The sequence below is a fragment of the Armatimonadota bacterium genome, assembly GCA_016223145.1.
Classification (GTDB): Bacteria; Armatimonadota; Fimbriimonadia; order Fimbriimonadales; family Fimbriimonadaceae; genus Nitrosymbiomonas.
Window position 1 is genome coordinate 301396 of the sequence record JACRPN010000012.1, and the last position, 24353, is coordinate 325748.

The following is a 24353-nucleotide window of genomic DNA, read 5'->3' on the forward strand; positions in this document are numbered from 1 at the left end:
GCAGGACTGTGGGCGCATGAGCGGGGCACTGTGTTTTAGGAACACGAGAATTCCGGTCAAGACGCTCTTTGACCACCTCGAAACCGACGGATTGGCGGCATTCTATCGCGGTTTCCCTGACGTTTCGCCCGAGATGGTAGCAGCGGTGTTACGCACTTCTCGTTCGCTTCTCGAAACGCAGTTCAACGAGAAGGCCGCCGCTTGAAGCGCGTGCTACTGGATCACTGCGTAACCATGGAGTTCCTTGATGAGTTGCCGGATCATGAGGTAACGCATACCCGGCAGCGTGGTTGGCAAGCCATGGCAAATGGCGAGCTCGTTCGGGCCGCGAACGCCGAGTTCGACGTGCTCCTTACGACCGACAAGAATATGGAATATCAGACGTCGCTCAAAGGGCTGGACCTTTGTGTAGTGGTCGCGGACGTCCAGAGAAACGACATACACGAGCTCCGAGCCATTCGCGAGGAACTGCGCCAAGCCATTGACAACGCCGGACCTGGCAAGTTCGTTCGCGTCACTAAGCCCTGACTAGTCCTCCGGCAAAGGGCGGCCCTTGGTTTCTGGCGCGAAGGGAACCACGATCAAACCCACGACATAAACAGCTGAGGCGAGCATCAGGCCGCGAGCAACGTTGCCTTCCGAGGTCCCGATGAGCGCAGCTGTGATCCAAGGGAACGGCGCTTGGCCGATGCGCGCCGTGTTGTAGGCCAAGCTGCATCCAGTTGCCCTAAACCGCGTGGGGAACATCTCTGGCAGCCACAGACCGTAGCCTGCCGAGAGCCCAATTGTGAAAAAAGAAAGAAGCGGCGCGAACCAAAGGAGGGATTCGAACGTGATGGCCGAACCCAGCGCCAGCCAAAGCACGAGCGGGCACGCCGCAAAAAAGCCCCAATAGGCCCCTCGCCTTCCTATCCGCTCGCAGAGCCAGGGGAAGAACAACACACCGAGCAGGGTCCCGGTGTGCTGCGTGTAGGTGACCTGGCTCTTGTGGACCGCGATCACGGCGGCATCCAGCCCCTGGGAGGCCTGCTGTACCAGGTTGGGGAGCCAGAAAGCGAAGTTGTTTGCCCCCGCGATGCCTACGAGGCCGATAACCATCGCCAGGAGGGCGTTCTTTCGCCATTTTGGTGCGGCAAACAGGTCTTTCAGGGGCTCAAACAAGCCCTTGCCCTTGCCTTCTTGGGTGCGCACCCATCGTTCAGGCTCCTTGACCCCTGCTCGAATGACGACGGTGATAGCAGCCGGAGCGATCCCCGCGAGAAAAAGCCAACGCCAGCTTTCGCCGGCCAGCGCCTGGTTGGCAAGCGCCGCCAGCACTGGCCCGAAAGCAGCCGCCGTCTGAAGGAGCGCCGCCGCTGCAGCGCGGGCCCGGTCCGGGAACACCTCGGAGACGAGTGCGGCCCCCGCGGCCCACTCGCCTCCGATTCCCATGGCGGTGAGGAACCGGACTGCCGCGACGTGCTCAGGGGTCTGGCAGAGCGCCGTTAGTCCCGTGAACCCGCAGTACAGCAGGATCGTCAGGGTCATCGTTTTGGCGCGGCCCCAGCGGTCGGCCATCACCCCAAACACCAGGCCCCCGATCGCCCACCCGAGGAAGAACAGCGTCTGGATCTGGCCCTCGATGCGCGTCCCGGTGTCGTTCAGGTCGTAGGCGGCCTTGCCGCCCAGCATCTCGGTGATCATTGGGGTCTTGGCGAAGTTGAAAAGGGCCGTATCGGCGATGTCGAAGACCCACCCGAGCCAGGCGACGGCGAGGACAAGGACCTGGTAGCGGCTCAGTCCCTTCCACCATTTCACCGGGGCGTCCACGGGCATGAAGTACTCATTCGAGGCTGTCGGTGGGGTTCCTTCCCTTGGAGTCGCCCAAGGCTTCTTCTCTGGGGGATCGCCGTTGAGGGTCCCAGGCCCGTGGAACTCAGGTGCGCTCAAACTAGATTCAAGCGTATAGTTTCAGTAAGATCGAAATGAACGTACTACCCGCCACCGTCCTTTCCATAGCTGCGGCCCTCGGCTTCGTGGCCGCGTTCAGCGTCGTGCAACCCCCCACCCCCATGTCCACCGAACCTCAAGAAAAGCGCATCGACCCGCCCGGCTCAAAGTCCCTTTATGTGGCCGGCGGCTGCTTCTGGTGCATCGAGACCCTCTTCGACCAGCTCAAAGGGGTCTATTTCTCGGAGAGCGGTTACGCTGGCGGTGCCAAGGCCGGGGTGACCTACGAGGAAGTCTGCTTGGGAAGAACGGGCCATGCTGAGACGGTTCGCGTCGTCTACGACCCAAAGAAGGTCGACGCGGCCGACCTTCTGCGCATCTTCTTCACGGTTCACGACCCCACGACGCTCAATGCGCAGGGGCCCGATCATGGCACCCAATACCGCTCCGCCATCTTCACGACGAGCGACGCCGATCGAGACCTTGCGATCCAGGTGCGCGATGAGGTGGCCAAGGCCAAGATTTGGCGCAACAAGATCGTGACCGAGATCAGTCCGCTGAAGAACTGGACGGTCGCCGAGGAATACCATCAGAACTACTTCGAGAACTTCGAGAAGGCGCCGCTCAGCGTGCAGATGCGCATGAACGCGGGCTACTGCAAGGCGATCATCGAGCCCAAGGTGCTCAAGTTTAGGGAGAAGTTTCGCGACAAGCTGAAGCGGGGGGAGTGAGTCTCGCTTGGTCCGCTCTTGGGACCACCTTTCGGGTGGCACTGGCAACACATAGCCCGTGCCACCCAATCAGAACCTTGTCGCCAACCACCCTGCAATCTTCTCGATATCTGGCCCAAGGGGCCGGTCCTCTTCTAGTTTGGAGACTAGACGACGGAGTTCTTCAAAGGCGTCCTGCACGCCGACCCCTGGCTTGAGCGGCTTTCGGTATTCCAGTCCCTGCGCGGCGCAAAGGAACTCGATCGCCAGCACCCGGGTTGCGCAGTCAACAACTTTCCTGAACTTGAGCGCCGCGGTCATTCCCATCGAAACGTGGTCCTCTTTCCCGCCGGAGGTCGGCACATTGTCGATGCTGCTGGGGTGAGAGAGCACCCGGCACTCGGCCAAAAGGGCCGCCGCAGTCACTTGGGCCATCATGAAGCCCGACTGGACTCCGGCGTCGTCGGTCAGGAAGGATGGGAGCCCTTCACTGAGGTCAGGATTCACTAAACGCTCGATCCTGCGCTCGGAGATGCTTGCCAAGTCGGTGATGGCAATAGCGGCATAGTCCATCACGTAGGCGATTGGCGCTCCATGGAAGTTACCGCCGGAGACAACTTCTCCCGTTTCGGCGAAGACCAAGGGGTTGTCGGTTCCGGAGCCCGATTCAATTTCGAGAACCGAGCGTACGTGGGCCATCGCGTCTCGCACCGCGCCGTGAACCTGCGGCATGCAGCGAAGCGAATAGGCGTCCTGCACCCGAGTGTCGCCCTCCCGGTGCGACTCGCGAATCTCACTGTCCTCAAGCAACTCTCGAAGATGTTTGGCGGCGGCGGCTTGCCCAGCATGGGGCCGGGCCCCCTGGATGCGCGGATCGAAGGCGGCGGGAGTGTCGCGAAGGGCTTCGAGGGTCATTGCGCCGGCCAGGTCGGCGCTTTCTGCGAGCTTGATCGCTTCAAGAGTCGCCAACGCCCCTACCGCCATCATTGCCTGGGTACCGTTCAGCAGCGCCAAGCCCTCTTTGGCCTCCAGCCCGATCGGAAGCAACCCGGCGCTGAACAGGGCCTCGCGGCCAGGCACACGCCGTCCGTTGACGAACGCCTCGCCTTCACCCACCAGCACCAACGCCAAATGTGCCAGCGGAGCCAGGTCACCGCTGGCGCCGACCGACCCCCGTGAGGGAACGACGGGATAGACGCCCTCGTTGAGGGAGTCCACAAGGATTTGGGCGATGTCGGGACGGGCCCCTGAATAGCCCTTGGCGAGCACGTTGGCGCGCAGCAACATCAGGGCCCTCGTTTCGGGCTCGCTGAGAGGCTCCATCACTCCGCAGGCGTGGCTGCGAACCAAGTTGAGTTGAAGGCGGCCGAGGTCTTCGTCGGGGATGCGTACGTTGGCGAGCCTGCCGAACCCGGTGTTCACGCCGTACACCGGTTCACCGGTGTGAACAATTCCCTCGACCACGGCACGGGATTCCTTCATGGCCTTGATGGCGGAGGCTGAAAGCGCAACCTCCTCGCGGCCACGGGCCACGCGCGCGATGGCTTCAAGAGACAGAGGCTCGCCGCTGAGTTCGATCATCGGAAGCCATTATGGGGCATAATCTTCACGCTCCAGTTGCCCCCAGCGGGATGTCGAGTTTCTAGAGTTTGGGACGCTGTTCCCAGGTTCGGAGGCAAGCTATCTCGCCGGGAACTGCGCGGCATACGAACGGCAAATCCCGCCAGGGCCGGAAGGCAGCAACGGTACGCTGCACCGGTGCGCGACGCAATCTTCCCGGCAACTGGAGCCCAGGGCCTTGACGATTTACCATTGACGATGTACGATCTAGGTGTCAGAGTCTGCTGGACATCGGCAATATTCTGCGGAGAGTCTTCCATGGCCCACGAAGGGGTCCCGGTTCATCTGTCGTTCGTCTTCGATATTCGCGGATTTCAGATTTCAAATCTGAGATTTCAGAGCCTAAATCATAAATCGTAAATCGTCAATCGCAAATCGTCAATCGTCAATCCTCACTCCCGTGGCACACGTTTCTCTCTACCGCAAATACCGAAGCCAGAGCTTCGGCGATCTGGTGGGGCAAAACCACGTGGTCCGCTCGCTGCAGAGCGCGCTCAAGTCGGGAAAGATCTCGCACGCTTACCTGTTTACCGGCCCGCGCGGGACCGGCAAGACCAGCACGGCCCGACTGCTCGCCAAGGCCCTCTGCTGCGAAAAAGGACCTGCCGCCGAACCCTGTAACGAGTGCTCCATCTGCGTCGGGATCACCGACGGTTCGTGCATGGATGTGCAGGAAATGGACGCGGCGAGCGAATCGGGCGTCGAGCAGGTTCGAGACTCCATCGTCCAGGTTGCCGAGTACGTGCCGACCCAAGCGCGCTACAAGGTGTTCATCATCGACGAGGTCCATGACCTGAGCGCCAAGGCGTTCGACGCCCTGCTCAAGACAGTCGAGGAGCCGCCGGACCACCTGATCTTCGTTTTGGCCACCACGGAATATCACAGAGTGCCGCCGACCATTCGCTCACGATGCCAGAAGTTTGAATTCCATCGCGGCAGCATCCAGGACATCGTTTCGCGCCTAGACCACGTGGCCAAGGCAGAAGGAATCGAAATCGAGCCTGCCGCGCTCAGCGCGATCGGCCGCATGGCGGATGGCGGGTATCGCGACGCTCTGAACTTGCTGGAGCAGGCCTCGCTGACGGCTGAGGGCGCGGTCACTTTGGCCCACGTCTACGACCAGTTGGGCCTCATCGACGAGGAAGCTGTAGATAAGCTCCTACTGGCCATCCGTGCGGCCGACTATCCCGCGATCGTGGAACTCGTCGCTGAGTTCGGCAGGCTTGGCAGGGATCCGCGTGCGGTTCTGGAGTCATCGCTCTATCGCCTCGCCGACCTCACCCGTGCCTCTCTGGACATCTCCGGTTCAAACGCCGGCGACGGGGCGCGCGAAGCGGCCATGTTCGAGACTGCAGCCCACCTGGGCAAGGAAGCGATTCTGCAACTCAGAGGGGATTTGAGCCAGGCGCATATCGACATTCGCGATGTGACCCTGCCGCGAATCTGGCTGGAATCCGAACTCCTCAGGCTGGCGACGAAGCTGAACGCGCCGCTGCACGCGACTCGTTCAGCGGTTGCCGAGCACAAACCGGCGCCCCAGGCACCTCAAAAGCACGAGCCAGAGCCAAAGCCCGTGGCCGCAGCCAAGCCTCCTAAACCGGAGCCTGCAAAAAACGGCTCGCCTGTCGCGGCCGTAGAGGTCGAAGTACAGGAACCAGCTCCGGCAGAGGTCTCACCAGACATCGAGGAGGCTCCTTCCGGCGATCCTGCGCTCGATGCGGCGCGTGTCGCCTGGAAGCAAGTGGTGTCCGCTATCTCCGCCAATCCAAAGGCAAGGGCCATGGCGCACAAGCTCCGGAGCACACGCGTTGTTCGAATCGACGGGGAAAGAGTGATCGTCGAATTTGAGCGGCAAGTGGACATGCAGAGCATCGTCGACGGACCGAACGGTCCACCCCGGGTGGCCAAGATCAAGGAGCTGCTCGGCAAGGAGCTGGGTGAAAACCGAGAGATTCAGTTCGTCGCCGGGCAGAAGGGCCCCAAGTCCATCGAGGAACCTACGGTAGAATTGCCCGCTGAAGGACAGAAGCTCGTAGACATCGCTCGCGAGGTCTTTCCTAGCGGCTAACGGCTATACAGCCCTCAAATCCCAGAGGATCACACACCTATGAAACTTCCAAAGCAGTTCGGCGGAGTCGGCATGGGCGGCCTGATGCAGCGCGCTCAAGAGGCGATGGCGAAGGCCCAAAGGCTGGAAGAGGACCTGGCCAACGAACGGATCGAAATCGACAAGGGTCCAGTTAAGGCCACTTTCTCTGGCACTGGGGAGCTCGTGAAAATCAGTTTGGACAAGAGCGTGGTCGATCCTGAAGATATCGAGGTTCTTGAGGACTTGATCGTCAGCACCGTTCGGGACGGGTTCACCCAGGCGACCACCATGCGAAACGAGCGCGTTCAGGAGATCATGCCGAACGTGCCGCATATCCCCGGAATGTAGATGCTCTACGCTCGGCCCCTTGCGGACCTCATTGCCGAGCTCGAACGGCTGCCGGGAATCGGACCCAAGTCGGCCCAACGGCTCGCCTATCATCTCCTAAGGCAGACTCAGGCCGATGTGGAACGCCTGAGCCAAGCCTTGGTTGCTGCCAAGCATTCTCTGCGTCTTTGCGAGCGCTGCCAGAACTTCAGCGTCGAGCCGGTTTGCGATCTCTGCCGCGACTCACGCCGCCAAGCCCAGCAGATCTGCGTGGTCTCCGACCCCAAAGACATCACGGCGATCGAGCGCATGAACGAGTATCACGGCCAGTACCACGTGCTGCATGGGGCGCTCTCTCCCATCGACGGGATCGGCCCAGAGCAACTGCGCGTGCGCGAGCTGATCGCTAGGGTGGAGACAGGGGTTGAGGAGGTGATTCTGGCGACCAACCCGACCATCGAAGGCGATGCCACCGCCCTGTATCTGGCCAAGCTCTTGAAGCCGTGCGGAGTTCGAGTGACCCGTCTGGCCCACGGCATGCCCATTGGCGGGGAACTGGACTACGCCGATTCGGCAACCCTGCACAGCGCATTCGAGTTTCGTCGCGAGATGTAGGCTCAGGCCACCCAAACTCCAGGACGCGCCGAACTCCATGTTCCCAGACGGCAGACCCACGAGCAAGTCGCTCTGACCATCCCGGCCATCATGAGCCAGATCGCCCCAAGTTGGCAGGAGAGGGGAAGCAGGGTGATCAGATCGGTGAACGCCCGGAACGACTTGCCTCCGACCTTGCCCCAGGGGGTGGTTTCTTCTCCCGGCAGCCTGTCGCGGCGCGCCGCACTTTCAAGGGCCAGCCTCCGGGCGTCGGAGGTGGCTCCTTGGGCGGCCCTGGGGTCGCGCTGGATGACGTCCATCAAGTTGCGAATGCCCTCGACATCGGTGCTGGCCACCAGAATTCCGGTCCGCGGCCCGTGTCGTAAGGACCGGATCGACGAAACGCTTTGCACAGGCTCCGCCTCGGGCAAGGGCACCATGGCCGCGAGCGCCATGAGGATGCCCGCGCATGCGATGCTGTGCCGGAGAATCGGAAGAGCCCGTGACTTCAGGCAAGCGTAGCTATAAAACAGGAGGGTGGACGAAAAGAACACGGGGAACCAAATCGCCACATCGAGCGAGCGCACGAGGTCCACCCTGGTGGCCAAACCAAGCACGAACACGACGAGTCCGGCAAACCCAACCCCCACGTTACGCCAAGCCACATCGCCTTGGCCCGCCCTCTCCGCCATCGAAACGGCGATTTCCTCTGCCTGGCGTGTGCCGAAGCGCTCCAAGGCCAAGCGCTCAGCCTCCTCGCGAGTGTGTCCAGCCTCGACCAGGTCTTCTACGGCATCCAGCAGATGCGCGTGAAACTCAGCGAGGATCGCGTCGGCGCCCTCGGGGTCGTTCAGCGGCTGCAGCCGCGAGCCCACGCCATCGAGATAGCGCTCGATCGCTCCTCCTTCAATCGGTTCGGGTGGCTCGTGCAGCATGACGATTAACCATCGTGGTTGAGCTTGAACAGGGAATTCATGCTCTTGGCGAACTGGAGCCAATTGCGGCGCTGGGCCTTGAGCTCACTGCGCCCCGTCGAGGTCAGTGAATAGGTCTTTCTCGAGGCCCTGCCCTCCTCGTGGTTCCATTCGGCCGTGATCAGGCCCGCTTCCTCCAGCCGGTGCAAGCCCGGATAGAGCTGCCCCTCGCCCAGCTTGAGGAAGCCCTCGCTGTGTTTTTGAACTCGCTTAACGATCCCGTAGCCGTGCAAGGGCCCATCGGCCAGCGTGGCCAGGATGACTGCGTCTAGATCGGATCGGAATGCCATGTTGCGGTGTGCCTCTGGAAGTCAATATACACGAGACCCAACGCTCCTACCAACTGTTTTGTGAGCCGGCGGGCGCGAAGTCGAAGTATGCTCGGGTCTGAGGCTCCACTCATGATCGCTTTTGCACTTTCTGTGCTCGCGGCACCCCAGGCCGCCGTCTGGTACGGCCCAGCCACCGTTTCCTTCACATTTCCGCTTGAAGGAAGCCCATATGATCCGGCCCTGAACGACCTGCGCGTTCGTTTCGAGCGCCCCAAACAAATCGCCGAAGAGCGCCTGGCCTATTTCGACGCAGGCACGATCAAATGCGTCTTGGTTTCGCCCGTCAAGGGCTCCTATCGCGCGACCCTGCTCGTGAATCGAAAGCCTGCGCCCGTCGCACCCCAGTCCGGGAATCTGTCGAGGCAACTCCCGGATGGGTACCTTCGCGTGGACTCCAAGTCTCGCCGATTTCGGTTCGACCGAGGCGCAGCCTACTGGCCCATCGGACACAACCTCGGCTGGCAAACCCCCAGCCTCCCCGACATAACCGAGCAGATCGCCCAGATGGCCAAGGAGGGTATCAACTGGACCCGCATCTGGGCCTGCCATTGGGACGGAAAGAACCCGTTTTGGCCCCAAGACGGCCACAAACTGCCGATGGGAACCCTCGACCCGAAGGTGCTATCGCGTTGGGACCAGATTGTCGAGGCCTGCGCCAGGAACGGTGTGCGGTTCCAGTTTGTGCTGTTCCACCATGGCCAGTTCGCTTCGACCGTGAACCCCAATTGGCCCGATCACCCCTGGAATGCCAAGAACGGCGGCTTCCTCTCGAACGCGGCCGACTTCTTCACTAACCCCACCGCCAAACGCCTCGCCAAGCTCTGGCTCAGGTACGCGGTGGCACGATGGGGGCACTCCCCCTCGATCATGGCTTGGGAGCTCTTCAACGAGGTGGAGTGGGTGGACGCTCGCTACCAAAATCGTTGGGCCGATATCGAGGCTTGGCACGCCGAGATGGCGGAGTACCTGCGCTCGATCGATCCATACCGCCACCTCGTCACTTCCAGTTCGGCGATGGACCAACCTGCGCTTTGGGTCAAGCTGGACTATTATCAGCCCCACACCTATCCGCCCGACATCTCAAGCGCCGTGGCGGGCGCCACGTTGCCCAAGGACAAACCGCTCTTCTATGGCGAATTCGGTCCTGGCGACTTCCAGGGCGACGCCGAAAGGCGCGCGATTCGGGATGGCATCTGGGCCGCGGCGCTCTCGTGCCACGCGGGTGCGGCGCAGTATTGGTATTGGGACCGCATGCAGGCGCCGGGCATGGTTGCCGAATTTCGCCGGGCTAGCCACCTACTCACATCCTTCAACTATGCCGAGAGGAAGGACTTGCGGCCCCTTGCTTTCAAAGTGGACGCTCCGATGGGCGGCGACCTGGTGTTCGGACCCGGCGTGGGTTGGGGGGCCACCACCAAGTTCGAATTTCAGCTACCAGAAGAGGCCACCGCAGCGAACCTCGGCAAGCTTTCGGGGTTCATGAACTCCCACACAGGAGGCAACAAGGCGCTCTTCCCCGAGCCGCTGACCTTCCGCTTCCGGGCGCCGGCAGCGGGGGCTCTGAAGATCCGTTTGGGAACGCTCGCCAAGGCCGGAGCCTCGCTTCGCGTGTCCGCCAACGGGGCGGTGGTGACGGAGCGGAAATGGGACGGCGGAAACGCTGACCGCCTCCTGAACGAGACGCTGGAAGCCAAGTTCCCAGCCGGCGACGTCGTGCTCAAGATCGAGAGCCTGGGGCCGGATTGGGTCGTGGTTCAGAGCTTTTCGATCGCCGGCATCGCGCCTCTGGCCTCAGGGATGGCCTGTGGCGACAAGAACGGCGCGCTGATCAGGCTGCGATTGGCCGGCGGAGCAGCCCTTCCGTTGGAGGTGGGGCTCGGCGGGCTCGGGCTCCCCGACGGCATCTATCGGTCAAATGAGTTGGACTTGGCTCAAGGATCGGGTCAGATCGGGACCGTTCAGATCAAAGGTGGCTGGGTCGTCGGCAGAGTCAAGCTCACGTCGCCCGATTCCGTGTTATCCCTTACGCGCCGCCCCTGATCGGGTGCCAACCCGCAAGTGATCGGAGGCTTAGGAGCTTGGCGCCCTGCGGTGCGCGCACCGACACCGAGCCGCCAAGCCACGTCAGTCCGTTCGGCTCGATTTCACCGCCTTCGGCGTCGATCCAGAGATCCACGACCGGGGTCTTGGAGGCCAGTATCCACCGGTCGCCATCAGCTCGCACTTCGATCTCGCCGAGGGGCGCGACGATATCCTTAGGCTCGCAAAGCAGCCGCCAAGCGGGGGCCGCGTCTTCCGCCTCGACCCAAAGGAGGCATGTGTTGGGGTCCAGCCCGCTCAAATCGATCTCCCCGGCAGCGCGGCGCGCAAACCCCTCGACGTTCACCTCCAACGAGGCCTCGCGGAGCACCGAGCCATCGGTTAGGCTCACTGCCCGGAGAACGCATGTCGTGTTCCACTGTTCGGCGCCATCGTTTGCCAGAACCGCACCAGCTTTGCCCTCCTCCAATTGCAGCGCGATCATCCTGGGAGCGCAGAGCCGCGCCATCTCATGGCCCAGCACCTTCTTACTTCCGGTGCAATCCAGGATCGCCCAGCTCTGAACCGGCCAGCAGTCGTTGAGTTGCCAGACGAGCGCGCCCTTGCAGAGGTCGCCGCCCCGGTAATGCTCAAAGGCAAATCGAATAGCGTCCCTCTGGTTGAGCTGGGTGTAGTAGACCAAATCGTCCATGCTCGCAATCTCGGGATAGTGGAGATGGACCATCCCAAGGTAGTTCTCATAGCCCTTCCCAGTTTTGTCGTGCCACTGGACTGCGGGGGAGTAGGGGTCCCAGTCTCCCCCTCTCCTCACGCCAGTCGAAGAGGAGCCCAAACAACTCTTCCACACCTCAATCGACGGTGAACTCACGAACCCAAACTCGGAGCTGAAGCGCGCCGAAGAGTCCTGATAGTAGCGCCAGTCACCCCGCCCGTGCCAGACGTCCCAATAGTGCTGGTCGCCGGTCCCGCCGGAGTTGCAGGGCTCGCCGCCCCATGGGCTCGTGGGAATGTAGGGCCGGCCAGGGTCCTCTTGCCGGAGCACCTCGGGGATCACCTCCTCGTAGAGCTTCTCGCCGAAATAGCGTGGTGGGCGCTTATCCTTGCCGCCCCATCCGCTCTCCCACATGGTCAGGTTCTCGTTGTTGCCGCACCAAAGGGCCAGGCTGACACGGTGCCGGAGCCGCTGTACGTTCTCCAGAGCTTCTCGTCGGACTTCGTCCGCGTAGCCATCTGTATCGGGGTAGTAGGCGCAGCCGAACGCGAAGTCCTGCCAGACCAAAATGCCGAGTTCGTCCGCCGCATCGTAGAAGTCTTCCGATTCATACAGCCCGCCACCCCATACCCGGAGCATGTTCATGCCCATGCCCTTGGCCCGCCGAAGCTGCTCGAAGACACGCTGGCGGCTGACGATGCTCGGGAAGGAGTGGTCGGGAATCCAGTTTGCGCCGCGCGCCCATACGGGCAACCCGTTGACGACGAACTGGAACGATTGGCCGTGCTCGTCGTTCTCGCGGACAAGTTCGACGGTCCTGAGGCCAAACTCCCGCTCGACGGTGTGCCGCCCCAGGGTGGCTGTTAGGCGGTAGAGTGGCTGCGCCCCAAGGTCATGGGGATACCAGAGCTTGGGGTCGGAGATCGCGACCTCGGAATCCCCGTGCCATTCGTGAAGGCAGTTTCCAGAGGGGTCGCTGAGGCGATAGCGGACCTGTGTCGATCCGGGAGTCTGTGCGCGCACCCGAAGGCTCCACATTTCGCCGGTTTTCTCGGTGAAGAGTTCGAGCCGTTCGATGCGCGATGAGTACTCGAGGAGCTCCACCGGCTTCCAGATGCCGCAGGAGATGAGTTTGGGGCCCCAGTCCCATCCGAACATGTACTGCCCTTTCCTCACAAACGATCGATCGTAGAAGCAGGCCGCGTCCGCCGAGATGCCATGCGTGGCGAAATAGGCTTCTTTGCGCCTTGCTCCCTCTTTGCGCGCGCTCAAAAAGCGAACGACGAGCTCGTTCCGGCCCTCCCGGAGGATGGAGGAGACGTCGATCTCGAAGGAGCGGTGCATGTTGTCGAATGCGCCGATCCGCGCTTCGTTCAGCCGGACTTCGCACACCGTGTCCAGCCCATGGAGCTTCAGCACACGGGAGGGAAGCTTGGGATCGGCTCTCCACTCAAACGTGGTGCGGTATTCCCAGCCGGTTTCATCTACCCAGCGCAAGCCCAGTTCGTGCATGCGCTCAAACGGGTCGGGAATGACCCCTTCGCGCCAGAGGTCTAAGTGGACGTGTCCGGGAACCTGCGCGGGGAGCCAATTCGCAGGCGCGTCCGCGCCGGATTCACGAAACTCCCATCCCTGGGAGAGGTGCGTTGACTTCATCTTCTCATCCACAAAAAGTTGCCGCCGACCTTTGCCGATCGGCGGCAACCTATTGAACCGAGGCCTCCTCGGTTCTGCCGTGCGGCATCTGCCGCCCCTATTGTCTCCGACTAATTGCCGCTTCCGCCGGTTGGAGGCGCCGAGGCCCCTCCGCTACCGCCAGACCAACCTGGAGGGGCGGTCTTGCCACCACCGTTGTCGGCGTTCTGGTTCACGGGCGGCCCGCCCTGCCCGCCGACGGCGCCGGGCGGGGGCCCGGCGGTCGCCTGAGGTGGCGGCTGCAGGATTGGGTGCTCATAGGTGTTCTGCTCTTCCTTGGTCGCGGTTGTTCCGGTTCCCGATCCACACCCGGCCGTCACAAAGAGTGAGGCCAAGGCCAAGGACCAGATGAGCGTCGGTGGACGATGGCAATCGCGTCGGTGCATGGCTAGTTCCTGTAGGCGTTCCACTTGTTCTTCGCCGGATTCCCGAAATAGTCCGGGTCCGTGGTGCTGGGCGTCATGGTCGCCGCGTGTCCATCGGCAAACGAGAACACGCTCTTCTTGGAATAGGCGTTGGTGATAGCGCCCTGGCGGTTGTCCGTCTGGGCAGTCACCGTGTTGCCTTCCCAGTTGGTGAAGGTGTATGGGTTGCCGTTACGTGTCGCGTCCGGGATCGCCGTGCCGTGGCCGGCGCCGTCCCACCAGGCATCGCCAAGGCTACGGGCGCACACAAAATCGCCGGTACCCCAAGCGATCTGGCTTCCATAGCGCTCTGCGAGCATGATCGTGTCGGCTGGGTAGGTCACTGCGGTGGCGTTTGTCACCGTTCGGCCCATCCATGCCGACGCGCCGCACCGGTTGCTGGCGGGCGGGACGTTTTGGACCATGCCCATGACGCCAAACAGCGACCATGCCGCGCCGTCCCAGTCCATGAGGCCGTTCGCGACGAATGAGATCGGCACGCCCTGGTCATGGGAAGCCAACCAGCCCATCCATCCGTTCTTGGAAAGCGGGTCGGCGGGCGAGCGAAGGATTGGCAGGTTCTTGATGTACGGCTGAGTGTCGAGCGACCAGCCGCCATCGAGCGGGTACCACCAGCAGGCGCCGCTGCCCATGGGGAACATGTCGTCGTAGTCCGACTGGTACATGATCACGCCCAGGGCGGTCTGCTTGATGTTGGAGAGTGCCGAGGCCTTCTTCGCGGCGAGCTTTGCCTGGGCAAAGACCGGGAAGAGGATTGCGGCAAGGATCGCGATGATCGCGATCACGACGAGGAGTTCAATCAGCGTAAAGGCTGATTTGTGTTGTTTCATTGCTACATGGACCTCCGATGAGAGTGTTGCGATGATGAAAGGGCCGGTCCTCCGGCCAATAATGATGAACGGTACTGAAACTTGGTCTTGGGGTACGGCACTTCTCTGGTAAAGCCGCTATATCGCTCCGGATTTCTTGTCCATCGGTTTGCGGCTGCGCTGCAAAGCCCCCGCACCACCAGCAGGTGTTTGCCCTGGAAGAGTTCGGGCCCCCGTTTGGGGTCGCGGATGCGTCTCAGCATCATGGAGATTGCGCTCTCGGCAAGGCCCTCCCAGTCAAGCGCGACCGCCGAGAGCCCGAGCCCGTCCACGTCTACGCCCACGTCGTCGCCGATGGTGCAAAGGGCGACGTCTCCGGGTACAGCGAGCCCCAGTTCCAAAGCGGTCTCGATGACCCTGGGACAGAACTCATCCTGCATCACCAAGAAGGCATCAGGCCGATCCTCGTCCGATAGCCGTCGCCTGAGCGGCAACGTGTCGGGCTCCTCGGAGCCGCTGGTGTGCATGAAGACGTAATCGCGGACACACGGCTTCAGCCCGTGATCGAATAGGGCCTTCATGTAGCCGCTGAGCCGGTCGTGGCTGATATCCAGCATGTCCATCATGCCGGTAATGCCGATGCGGCGGCGTCCAGACTCTATAAGGTGCGAGGTCGCCCGATAGGCGGCGTCGAAATAGTCGAAGGTGGCCAGGTCCGACCGATAGCCGCGGAGCGCGTGGTCGAGCGCCACGATAGGGATTTGCTCGCCGAGCTTGGCCACCTGGGCGGCGTCCGGGAACCCGCGATAGGGCCACACAAACGCCCCCGCGAACTCGTGATCGACGGCGTACTGCAGGCTCTCCTCAATGGTCTTGTCCATCGAGCCGAGGTGGACGAGGTGGTAGCCCTTGGCCCTGAGGGCGTCGCTCATCCGGGCAAAGAGGATGTTCAGCACAGCGGTGGTGCTGTCGATGAGCGCGATCGTCTTGGTCTTTGGCACAGCCTCGGGCTGCATGGCGACAACACCCTTGCTGGGGACGTTTGTGCCGTAGCCCGTCGAGATGAGCGCCGAAAGCGCACGGCGCACGGTGCTGCGGCTGGCTTCGAAGGACTCCTGAAGTGCGCGCTCAGTGGGCAGATAATGGCCTGGTGCGACCTTTCCTTCGCGAATCTGGGCGCGAAGAGACTCGGCTATGTCTTGATAGCTGCTTCGCTTGGGAACCGAGCCTCGTCGCCGGTCTGCCACAACTCTATCATACAACTTGTTTGCGATTTTCGCAAGGATTGTATCGGCGCTGCGATACGATTTTTCCGATGCATGGTCTGGAGGTCGAGGTTTTCAGGTTTTGAGGTTCTCAGGTGGTGGGGTTCTTCGGTTGGCGGGTTGAAGGGCGTTCGATGTCGCCTCTTCCAACCGTGTTCTCTGCGACTTCTCGACGTCTCTGCGTGAGAGTCTTGAGGACCGTCGCACCAATGCCCAGTTCCTAATGGTTCCCCTGTCCCCCTGTCTCCCTGTCCCTCTGTCTCCCTGTCTCCCCCTGTCTCCCTGTCTCCCTGTCCCCCTGTCTCCCCCTGTCTCCCTGTCACTTTGTCCCTTCGTCCCTTGGTCCCTGCGCAGCTTATCGTGCCCGCTTGGCCGTGATGATCTCGGTGTTCATCCCTGCCCAATGCAGGTTGCCGGAATACCGCCCGTGCTCCATCTTGATGCAGCGGTCCGCCACGACCTTCAGCCCGGCCGCAAGCGCTCGTTCGGCGGATTCTAGGTCGACGATCCGAAGCTGCATCCACACAGCTTTGGCGCCGATGGCGATGGCGTCCTCGACGATGCCGGCGACCTCGCTCGCGGGGCGAAAAACGTCCACGACGTCAATGGGGAAGGGGATATCCCGGAGCGACGGATAACACTTTTCGCCGAGGATGGTCTCGGCCTTGGGATGTACGGGGATGACCCGATAGCCTTCATCCTGAAGGTAGCTGGCGACCATGTTGCTGGCCTTGGTCTTCTCGGTGGAAAGACCCACGATGGCGATGGTCTTGGCGCTTCTGAGGATGTCCTGAATGGCGCAGGAGTTCTGGAAGCGCGCGCGCTGATCTGCAGACAGGGAGGTGTTGAGGCGGATATCGCAACTGATCGATTCCTGCACGTTCATCTCTGGTTATTGTGGCCCTTCCACACATATCGGGCGTCGGGCTCTTTCTCCATGTTCCCTTGGCCGTTGGTCTCGTGGTCAAGCACAAAGCCATGACGCTCGTAGAACCGGCGCGCCTGGAGGTTCTTTTGGAAGACCCAGAGCCAGAGCTCGCCCGGGCTCTTCGATTTGGCGAGTTCGAGCAAGGCGGTCCCGACCCCTTTTCCGTGCCTGCGCGGCAGGACGTAAAGGGCGTCGAACTCCGTGCCTTCGAGCCGCATGAAGCCTGCGATTTTGCCCTCGTCTTCCGCCACCCACAGTCCGTCGCCGGGGATCCACTTGGTTTCGAAGAGGTGTTTGAGGGTGTCGAACGGATAGGTGATCTCGAAGAAGGTGAAGCACTCGGTGCGAGTGGCGATAAAGAGCCGCGTCAATTCGGCGGCGTCATCCTCAGTCGCGAGGCGAATCCGGAGGTCGGGTGGCATAGGGGAGTATGGTCCGCACCGAAAGTTAGGGTGCTGCCCCAAACTTGCTTTGGGGCGTGAGGCTCGCAACGGCAGCCTTCGCAAAGCTGTGTAGGGCTCTTGCAATTCGCTCCAAACCTCGGAGACTCGGTGTGGGGCTGCACCCAACCAAGGGAGACCACTTGTCATCCTTTGGAGGGCCACCCGCCGCGCGCTGATCTGCAGAGAGGGACGTGTCCAGGCAAACGTCATAGGCGGGAGTGAAGGCCATCGGTGGGATTGTGGCATGGCGGGGCAAGCCGATCGCAGGGAGGCTTCCGTTCTCCGCAGAGTGAAACCCTTTGCGGCGACGGCCGAGTGGGTGACGGTTTGACGCAGAGACGCGTCAGAAACACCATGCGTCTTTTCGCCCTGCCCGTTCTTCTTCTCGCCGTCGTTGGATTTCAGAGCGCGCCGAACCAGGGATCTAGCCCAGTGGCGCTCAAAGCAGGCGACGCCAAGCCGATCACTAGCGGCCCAGCGCCGGACGGCAAACTCCTCACCGTCGAGGGCAAAGAGACGACGCTGAAGGCGGTGTTGGGTGGCAGGCCCGCCGTCCTCATCTTCTATCGTGGGAGCTGGTGCCCGTTCTGCATGAGACACCTGGCCGATCTCGCGACGGTTTCAGGCGATATCAAGAAACTGGGCGTGCAGCTCGTCGCTATCAGCCCAGACTTGCCGGCCGGTCTCAAAGCCGCCATCGAAAAGGACAAAGTGGACTACAACCTGTTTTCCGATGGCAAGGCCGAGCTCATCAGGAAGTTTGGGTTGGCGTTCAAAGTGGACGACGCTACGATCGAGCGCTACAAGGGCTTCGGGGTCGACCTGGAAAAGGTCTCCGGAGAATCGCACCACATCCTGCCGGTGCCGGCGGTGTACGTGGTGGACGCTTCAGGAACGATCCGGTACGTGCACTATCAGCCGGACTACAAGGTCCGCCTTAGCGGTGCCGCTGTGCTCGAAGCGGCGAAGAAGGTCAGCCAGCCCGCGCAGCTAAAGCGCTAACCGCGGTCAAGCACCTTTTCGTTCGAGCATGTCGAACGGCAAGACGCGGCGCAGCGTAAAGCCCAGACGCTCGTAGACCCTCTGCGCCGCGACGTTGTCGGATTCGGTGTGCAGGAACGCCACGTCGCCCTTGGACATCACGTAGTGAACGAGATGGCGCGTGAGGCGGGTGGCGTAGCCCTTGCCACGGTGGTCCGGATGGGTGCAGATCGCGCTCAGCTCTTGGTAGCCATCCATGGCCATGCGAACGCCAGCCATCGCGCAGAGCACGCCGTCCTCCAGGATGCCCACGTAGTGGCCCAGCCGCGCGGTGCCAGGTCGAAAGTAGGCGGGATAGACCTGCGCCGTGAGCTCGAGCATCGCCTCGATGTGCGCTTCGCCCATGACGATGGCCTCTGGCTCCGGCCAGGCGTCGGCGGCAGGAAGGTCCCACACGTACTGGTGCACCTCGATGCCGTGGACGAGGTCCCAGTCGGCGGTGCGTTCCGGGATGACGGCGAGGATGCCGACGCGGTCTCCAGGCTGGACGATCTCGAGCATCTGGGAGGCCGCCCGCCCCGACTTCTCCTCGACGGCGATGAACGGGGTGACGTCTGGCGGATAGCGCAGCGCGAGGCCATCGCCGATCGCCAGGTGGGCGTGACGGGTCATCAGGGAGTGCCAGATCGGGTTGTCGAGCGAGGTCAAGGGAGGGAGTTTACATCGCTTCCAGAAGAGGCCCTTGTTCCGGCTGGAGCTGCCAGATTCGCCAAGCGGGAAACGTAGGCCCTCCCAACGCGAGGCCTACCGCAGACCTCTATTCGATCCTAAGGGGATACGACTTCCCGGCTGCGGTGTCGAATTCCCAGCTCTTCTCACCGCAGACGACTTTGCACGGCAGACCGGCCTTGGAGTGGATCACCGCCCGGGTCAAACGCCCCTCCTTCCAGCTCATATCGACCTCAAATCCGCCTCGGGCGCAGACGCCGTTGAACTCGCCGGTGTTCCACTCATCCGGCAAGGCGGGAAGCAGGCGGATGAACCCCTCGTGCGACTGCATGAGCATCTCGGTGATCGCGGCGGTAGCGCCCAGCGTCCCGTCCACCTGCATCGCCCTTCCGCACAGAGCGAACATTTGGGCGCAGCTCTGCTCTTTCAGATAGCCCTTGAAGATCTTGTGCGCGCGGTTGCCGTCCCCGAGCCGCGCCCACAGCGCCATCTTCCACGATCTCGACCAGCCCACGCCGCCGTCGCCCCGCTCTTCGAGCACGCCTTTGTAGGCCTTGATGAGCTCGGGGGTCCGCTTGTCCCAAAGCGCCCGGCCGGGGTATAGCCCGTACAGGTGGGAGAAGTGCCGGTGGTTCTCTTCGAGCGAAGTCCAGTCGTCGGCCCACTCCTGCAAGGCCCCACTCTTGCCGATCTGCGGCGGCACGAGCCTTGCCCTGGCCTCTTTGACCTTGGCGAGCATGGGAGACTTCACGCCGAGTTCTTCGGCTGCCTGCAGGTAGTAGCCGAACAGGTCGTGGAGGATCTGCATGTCGATGGCGGACCCGGCGCAGATTTGCGTGCCCTGGAGAATGGCTCCCGTCGTCTCGTCGAAGAACGGCCCGTTGCCGCCGCCGTTCGGAAAGTTCTCCGGGGAGGTGGACGGGTTCGTCACGAGCCACTTGCCGTTGGGATGGGGCACAAGGAAATCGAGGAAGAACCGGATTGAGCCCTCAATCAGCGGGAAGTTCGCCTTCAGAAACGCCTTGTCCCGCGTGTACAGGTAGTGCTCCCAAAGGTGGGTGCACAGCCACGCGCCGCCGACGGTGAACGTGCCCCAACTCGGCCCGTCCATGGGCGCCGCCACCCGCCACAGGTCGGTGTTCTGGTGGAAGACCCATCCGCGCGCGCCGTAGTGCTCCTTCGCGACCTGCGCGCCCTGATCGGACACCTCCCGAATGAGCCGGAAGAGCGGCTCGGTAAGTTCGCCCAGGTTGGCCGATTCCGCCGGCCAATAGTTCATCTCGGTGTTGATGTTGGTCGTGTACTTGGAGTCCCACATGGGGTTCATGTCGTCGTTCCAGATGCCCTGGAGGTTCGCCGGTTGCGATCCTGGGCGCGACGACGAGATGAGCACGTACCGGCCGAAGTTGTAGACCAAGGCGCCCAGGCTCGGGTCCGGCTCGGTCTGGATCTTCTGCTTCCGCTGGTCGGTCGGCAGGTAAGAGCTCTCCGTGTTTGGCAGCTTGAGGGCGACCCGATCGAAGAACCGACGGTGGTCCTGCACCGCTGCGGCCTTGAGGGTCTCATAGGACTTGCCCTTCAGCTCCCGCAAGTATTCCTCGACCCGCTTGTGCTGGTCGGCGCTCACGTCCTTGTAGTTCACGAAGTTGGTCGCGGCGACGAACACGAGCGTGACGGCGTCGGCCTTCTCGATGGCCAGGTTGATGCCGGCGGTCCTGACCGATCCGCCCTCCACCGACGCCTTGACCCGGGCCTCGCACTTCAGCTTTCCTACTACGCCCATGTAGTCCGCGGACTTGCACGTGACCGCCAGGCCGTCGGACCCAACCGGGTCCATGTGGAAGTAGTCGGTGGCGTAGTTCGAGTGGGTCTGGTTGCGCACGCCCCTTAGGTTGGCGATGAGGCTGATCGATCCCGGCCGGCTCGCCGTGAGCCGCACGACGATCGCCTGATCGGGGGCGGAGGCGAGCACTTCCCGCCGATAGCTTACGCCGTCGACCGTGTAGGACACCGACGCGATGCCGGTCTTTAGGTCCAGCTCTCGCCGATAGTCGGTGGCCTGGTCGCCGTGCGCGAGGAACAGGTGCAGGTTGGCAAGGCTCTGATACTTCTGCTGCTCGACGGGATAGCCCATCAGCTTGCGCCCGAAGAGGTTGTGGGCGTCGAGGTACTTGCCGGCGAACACGAGCCGCTGGATCTCCGGCAGCGCCTTGTAGCCTCCGGGCACGACGGTCGAGTACGGCCCGCCGGACCAGTAGGTGCTCTCGTTGAGCTGGATGCGCTCCTCGGCGACCGTGCCGAACACCATCGCCCCCAGCCGCCCGTTGCCGACCGGCAGCGCCTCGTCCCATTTGGTGGCCGGCGAAGCGAACCAGAGACAGGTGGAGGGATCGATCGCTGTGTCCTTCATGTTCGCCGACGCACTTTCCTGGCCCGATGCCCCAAATCCCAGACTCACGGCCCCAAGATATGCCAGTAGGCTCCAGTGCATTTGAGCCAGAGGTTAGCACCTTTGGCAAGCGATGCGTGCCCCTTCCAAAGGGGTCGAGCCACCCTAAGGTCCGAGCAAGAACGGGATCCCCGAAGGCCCAAAGGGCCGCAAGGTGATAGCCCAGGGCGTTGCCCTGGGAACGGCAACCGCCACGAGCCTCCCTAGCCCTGAAGGGGCGTGACTTCGGACCTTCTCATGCGGCGAGCGACAATTCGTGCCTCGGAAGGACCCCAAACCGAATCGAAACCGGCGTCGATGCCGCTTGGAGCCCGCCGCCACGCCTGGCGATCACGCGGTAGGTGGCCGAGGTGACACCGAAAGGCAGCGTCCCGTCCACATAGCGCTTGCCGCCGATCGTGCCTACCGGGACAAACGCCACGGAATCCCCAAGCGCTCGCTGGACCTCGAAGAACGTGCCGGCAGGGAAGCGGCCCTTCCAGGTCACTTCCACCGAGCCGTTGGACATCAGGCGGCAGCTCACGCTCTGCGGCGCGGGCGGCGGGCCGATGCGGCTCCAGCGTCGTTTGGCGGGCAGCGAGGCGGTAGCCAGCACTCCCGGGTCCTCCACAACCTCGGCATGGCTGCGGATGGTCTGCATCGCGCCCGAACCCACGCGCATGAGTTCGGCGACCTTGGCGTTGAGCGCGAGGGTCGCGGCGCGCGCGGCCTGTTCTTGGGCTCGCTGAAGGTCGAAGGCCTGTTGGGCTTCCTGCGCGAGGTCGGCCACGCGCTGCGCCAGCTCGGGGCTCAGGCCGATCTCAGCCGCCGATGCGAGCCACTCCTGCCCGCGCGCGGCGAAGAAGTCGATGCGCCCGACGATGCTCTTCGGTACCACCCGTCCCATGCCCTCTATCATCGGCACGCAAACGGGAAACTTGATGCCCGAACCTCTGAGACACGATCCTGCCCAACCAATCCACCCTCCCCAACGACCAATCTCCGTGCCCGAACGCCCCGGACACGATTCTCCCCAATCAACCTTATCTTGACAACGACCAGACTTCGTGTCCCAATGACCCGGACACGGTTTTTCCCTGCCTCACGCTCTTCCAAAACGGCAAGTGCCAACGCTTGCGGGACGAGTGCCATCAGACGATGCGGCAACCCACCAGCACTCCTCGATAGAGCGTGAAGCCACTCAAAGCTCCAAGCAAGAAGGGGAAGACCTACCCAACGGGTGGTTTGCCCGTCCTGGTAGATTTGGAATCATGAGCTCGGATATCGACATCAACAAAGTGACCGCTGAGTACGCGAAGGGCCTGACAATTCACTATGTTGACGCACTCTTCAAGAACGCCGAAAGCGGCGCCACGAGGCCGATTCGAGCCCTGCTAGCGAAGTCAGGCGCGGCATTCAAGCCCTACCTGAAGAGAGCACACGACCAGGCGCTTCACTGCAAGACCCTGCTAAACGACGAGCCGACACCAATCACCAACATATATGTGCCGATGGATCTCAGGGTGGGCTCTTCGGAGCTGAAAGATGCAGCTTGGTCAGAGCTCCGTCAACTGTCCACTCGAATCATACTCACTGGGCTTGCTGGCAGCGGTAAGTCAACGGCGTTTCGAACGTTCTTTCTAGAAGAATGCGAGCTGAGGACCAGCGTTCCCTTGCTCATAACTTTGCGTAACATCAACGATCTCCAGGGGAACTTGGAGAACCTGATTCTGCAGACTGTGAATACAGACGGAGGGGGACTTGATAGAGACATGTTGGTGGCGGCATCAAAGAAGGGCATTTTGTCATTCTTCTTTGACGGCCTTGATGAAGTTTCCGACGAGTTCTTTAAGCGAACGGTCTCGGCAATCCAGAAGTTATCCGCATCATTCCCCAAAACACGGATAGTAGTGTCCTCGAGGCCTTATGAGGAGTTTCAATCTTGGGAGGAATTTACTGTATGTGGCGTCAATCCCATGCGCCAATCTCAAGCATGCAACCTCGTGCATAGGATGCCGTTTGAAGACAAAGAGTTCAAGACCAAATTTGTCAATCTACTTGAGAGCGGATTATTCCAAACCCACAACTCCTTCGCATCAAACCCGCTATTGTTGACCTTGATGGTCCTGATGTTTGGCGAGAACGCCGAAATACCTAAGAAGTGGCATTTGTTCTACGATCAAGCCTATCAAGTGCTTTTTTCGAGACACGACGTGCGAAAGAAGGGGAGTTTCAGGAGGCAACTCCGGTCAAAGCTGGATCACGAATCGTTCGGCAAGGTGTTCTCTATCTTCTCAGCGATTTCCTATTCTGCAGAGCGCGTCTCTTTCGATGAACAGCGGTTCACACACCGGACATTCCAGGAGTATTTTGCGGCCGTCTACGTGGGCCGACATCTTCCGCAAAGCAGCGCCAAGGAGGTGATTGAGAGCATCGTTCGCTATGAACCTAACTCCGGTTTCTTGACCTCGCTTTATGGGGTAAATCCTGAGCTATTCCTCAGGATGCTACTGCTGCCATTGGCTGACGGGATGCTGGCTGCGATTGCGTACACGGGTGAGGTTAGTCCAAACGTGTATCGGCAGTTTCTTAGGCTCAGTGGTGCTTCAGCTAACTTGATCCCTATTCAGCCATCGTCGTCGGCAGAAGGGAAAGAGAAGTTGCCGGTCCGAATGCATTTCAGATTGGGCCTCATTCGGGATCGGATCGTTTTCCCAGTATATGTTGTAGCCCGCACCTCGTTTCCTGATCTCTTCGATCGCGACGATTCAAAAGCGCGGGACAAGCTTGAAGAGCTGCTTCGTCGACGCGCAACTAAGGGAGAGCACCATGTCTTGTTTCACTCCCTAAAGGAGGACAATGCAGCCCTTCAGGTAGCCGCTGAGTCTTTCTGGGTGGGTGTGCCCTTTATTGAGGCAGTCATTGAAGCGAAGGCGCGAGCCGTTAAGGAAATCGAGAAGTTCGGGCGTGCTGCTGCGCTCGTCTTGGCGGCGGAAAGAGAAGACACCAGGGCCACAAGCGGGCAGCGACGACGCAAGTCCACGGCGGGTCGGAGTAAGGGGAGCCGGGGAGGTTCCGCTCGATAAGCGTCAACCTCTCACACCCCCTCCAACGCCTGATCCAGATCCCAAAGCAGGTCCTCCAACGTCTCCAGACCCACGGACAGGCGGACCATGCCGGGGGTGATGCCGCCGGCAGCGCCTCTCCTCATCGGTCAGCAGAAGGTCTCCCTCTCCTGCGACCCGAGGCCGCCCGCCTATCGATCGCTCCCTTGTCGCGGGGGAGGGCAGGGTGGGGGTGGATGAAGCAAGACGATGAAAGGT

22 protein-coding genes, 1 other RNA gene and 1 pseudogene are annotated in these 24353 nt (G+C 61.7%); 10 read left to right on the forward strand and 14 right to left on the reverse strand.

Features of this window, described 5'->3' with window-relative positions; all coding sequences use genetic code 11:
* Positions 1-16: 16 nt before the first annotated feature.
* Positions 17-205, forward strand: coding sequence for a DUF433 domain-containing protein (locus HZC36_11555; protein MBI5707610.1), 189 nt, complete (start codon positions 17-19; stop codon positions 203-205).
* A 95-nt stretch (positions 206-300) separates the two neighbouring features.
* Positions 301-528 carry a hypothetical protein gene (locus HZC36_11560; GenBank protein MBI5707611.1) on the forward strand — a complete coding sequence of 76 codons (228 nt, stop codon included), beginning with the start codon at positions 301-303 and terminating at the stop codon, positions 526-528.
* Here the strand turns inward: HZC36_11560 and HZC36_11565 are convergent, their stop codons facing one another.
* Positions 529-1929 (reverse strand): MFS transporter, encoded by a 1401-nt coding sequence (locus HZC36_11565; protein MBI5707612.1) that lies wholly within the window; start codon positions 1927-1929, stop codon positions 529-531.
* A gap of 122 nt (positions 1930-2051) precedes the next feature.
* Here HZC36_11565 and msrA point away from each other — a divergent pair, with 122 nt between their 5' ends.
* Positions 2052-2660 carry a peptide-methionine (S)-S-oxide reductase MsrA gene (gene msrA / locus HZC36_11570; GenBank protein MBI5707613.1) on the forward strand — a complete coding sequence of 203 codons (609 nt, stop codon included), beginning with the start codon at positions 2052-2054 and terminating at the stop codon, positions 2658-2660.
* Between the two features lie 69 nt (positions 2661-2729).
* On the opposite strand, the gene hutH is transcribed toward msrA, so the two are convergent.
* Positions 2730-4220: a histidine ammonia-lyase gene (gene hutH / locus HZC36_11575; protein MBI5707614.1), complete on the reverse strand. Its 1491-nt coding sequence runs from the start codon at positions 4218-4220 to the stop codon at positions 2730-2732.
* A gap of 105 nt (positions 4221-4325) precedes the next feature.
* Here hutH and ffs point away from each other — a divergent pair.
* The 4 genes from ffs to recR all read left to right on the forward strand — a co-directional run bounded on the left by ffs (position 4326) and on the right by recR (position 7290).
* Positions 4326-4424: signal recognition particle sRNA small type (gene ffs, locus HZC36_11580), an RNA gene on the forward strand.
* A 235-nt stretch (positions 4425-4659) separates the two neighbouring features.
* Positions 4660-6327, forward strand: coding sequence for a DNA polymerase III subunit gamma/tau (gene dnaX / locus HZC36_11585; GenBank protein MBI5707615.1), 1668 nt, complete (start codon positions 4660-4662; stop codon positions 6325-6327).
* Between the two features lie 39 nt (positions 6328-6366).
* Positions 6367-6696: a YbaB/EbfC family nucleoid-associated protein gene (locus HZC36_11590; GenBank protein MBI5707616.1), complete on the forward strand. Its 330-nt coding sequence runs from the start codon at positions 6367-6369 to the stop codon at positions 6694-6696.
* Complete coding sequence (gene recR / locus HZC36_11595; GenBank protein MBI5707617.1) at positions 6697-7290, forward strand: recombination protein RecR; 594 nt, start codon at positions 6697-6699, stop codon at positions 7288-7290.
* Positions 7291-7292: 2 nt separating this feature from the next.
* Here recR and HZC36_11600 read toward each other — a convergent pair whose 3' ends face one another.
* Both HZC36_11600 and HZC36_11605 read right to left on the reverse strand, forming a co-directional pair.
* Positions 7293-8204 (reverse strand): hypothetical protein, encoded by a 912-nt coding sequence (locus HZC36_11600; GenBank protein ID MBI5707618.1) that lies wholly within the window; start codon positions 8202-8204, stop codon positions 7293-7295.
* 5 nt (positions 8205-8209) lie between these two features.
* The gene (locus HZC36_11605) at positions 8210-8533 is read right to left on the reverse strand and encodes a helix-turn-helix transcriptional regulator (protein MBI5707619.1); all 324 of its coding nucleotides are present in this window, start codon (positions 8531-8533) and stop codon (positions 8210-8212) included.
* 111 nt (positions 8534-8644) lie between these two features.
* Between HZC36_11605 and HZC36_11610 the strand changes: the two genes are divergently transcribed.
* Complete coding sequence (locus HZC36_11610) at positions 8645-10615, forward strand: cellulase family glycosylhydrolase (protein ID MBI5707620.1); 1971 nt, start codon at positions 8645-8647, stop codon at positions 10613-10615.
* On the opposite strand, the gene HZC36_11615 is transcribed toward HZC36_11610, so the two are convergent.
* The 6 genes from HZC36_11615 to HZC36_11640 all read right to left on the reverse strand — a co-directional run bounded on the left by HZC36_11615 (position 10599) and on the right by HZC36_11640 (position 16871).
* Positions 10599-12983 (reverse strand): glycoside hydrolase family 2 protein, encoded by a 2385-nt coding sequence (locus HZC36_11615; GenBank protein ID MBI5707621.1) that lies wholly within the window; start codon positions 12981-12983, stop codon positions 10599-10601. The genes HZC36_11610 and HZC36_11615 overlap by 17 nt on opposite strands.
* A gap of 110 nt (positions 12984-13093) precedes the next feature.
* Complete coding sequence (locus HZC36_11620) at positions 13094-13408, reverse strand: hypothetical protein (GenBank protein ID MBI5707622.1); 315 nt, start codon at positions 13406-13408, stop codon at positions 13094-13096.
* A gap of 2 nt (positions 13409-13410) precedes the next feature.
* Positions 13411-14277 carry a prepilin-type N-terminal cleavage/methylation domain-containing protein gene (locus HZC36_11625; protein ID MBI5707623.1) on the reverse strand — a complete coding sequence of 289 codons (867 nt, stop codon included), beginning with the start codon at positions 14275-14277 and terminating at the stop codon, positions 13411-13413.
* 2 nt (positions 14278-14279) lie between these two features.
* Positions 14280-15503 (reverse strand): substrate-binding domain-containing protein, encoded by a 1224-nt coding sequence (locus HZC36_11630; protein ID MBI5707624.1) that lies wholly within the window; start codon positions 15501-15503, stop codon positions 14280-14282.
* Positions 15504-15876: 373 nt separating this feature from the next.
* Complete coding sequence (locus HZC36_11635; protein MBI5707625.1) at positions 15877-16407, reverse strand: CoA-binding protein; 531 nt, start codon at positions 16405-16407, stop codon at positions 15877-15879.
* Positions 16404-16871 carry a GNAT family N-acetyltransferase gene (locus HZC36_11640; GenBank protein ID MBI5707626.1) on the reverse strand — a complete coding sequence of 156 codons (468 nt, stop codon included), beginning with the start codon at positions 16869-16871 and terminating at the stop codon, positions 16404-16406. Before HZC36_11640 ends, HZC36_11635 begins: the two co-directional genes overlap by 4 nt.
* Before the next feature lie 375 nt (positions 16872-17246).
* Between HZC36_11640 and HZC36_11645 the strand changes: the two genes are divergently transcribed.
* Positions 17247-17894 (forward strand): AhpC/TSA family protein, encoded by a 648-nt coding sequence (locus HZC36_11645; protein ID MBI5707627.1) that lies wholly within the window; start codon positions 17247-17249, stop codon positions 17892-17894.
* Between the two features lie 6 nt (positions 17895-17900).
* Here the strand turns inward: HZC36_11645 and HZC36_11650 are convergent, their stop codons facing one another.
* The 3 genes from HZC36_11650 to HZC36_11660 form a co-directional block, all read right to left on the reverse strand.
* A complete protein-coding gene (locus HZC36_11650) occupies positions 17901-18581 on the reverse strand; it encodes a GNAT family N-acetyltransferase (GenBank protein ID MBI5707628.1) in 681 nt (226 codons plus the stop codon).
* 109 nt (positions 18582-18690) lie between these two features.
* Positions 18691-21093, reverse strand: a complete 2403-nt coding sequence (locus HZC36_11655) for a glycoside hydrolase family 95 protein (protein ID MBI5707629.1) — start codon at positions 21091-21093, stop codon at positions 18691-18693.
* Positions 21094-21286: 193 nt separating this feature from the next.
* A complete protein-coding gene (locus HZC36_11660; protein ID MBI5707630.1) occupies positions 21287-21937 on the reverse strand; it encodes a fibronectin type III domain-containing protein in 651 nt (216 codons plus the stop codon).
* Between the two features lie 364 nt (positions 21938-22301).
* On the opposite strand from HZC36_11660, the gene HZC36_11665 reads away from it, so the two are divergent.
* Positions 22302-24116 carry an NACHT domain-containing protein gene (locus tag HZC36_11665; GenBank protein ID MBI5707631.1) on the forward strand — a complete coding sequence of 605 codons (1815 nt, stop codon included), beginning with the start codon at positions 22302-22304 and terminating at the stop codon, positions 24114-24116.
* An 11-nt stretch (positions 24117-24127) separates the two neighbouring features.
* Here the strand turns inward: HZC36_11665 and HZC36_11670 are convergent.
* Positions 24128-24220: pseudogene (locus tag HZC36_11670) on the reverse strand (PLP-dependent transferase).
* Positions 24221-24353: the final 133 nt, after the last annotated feature.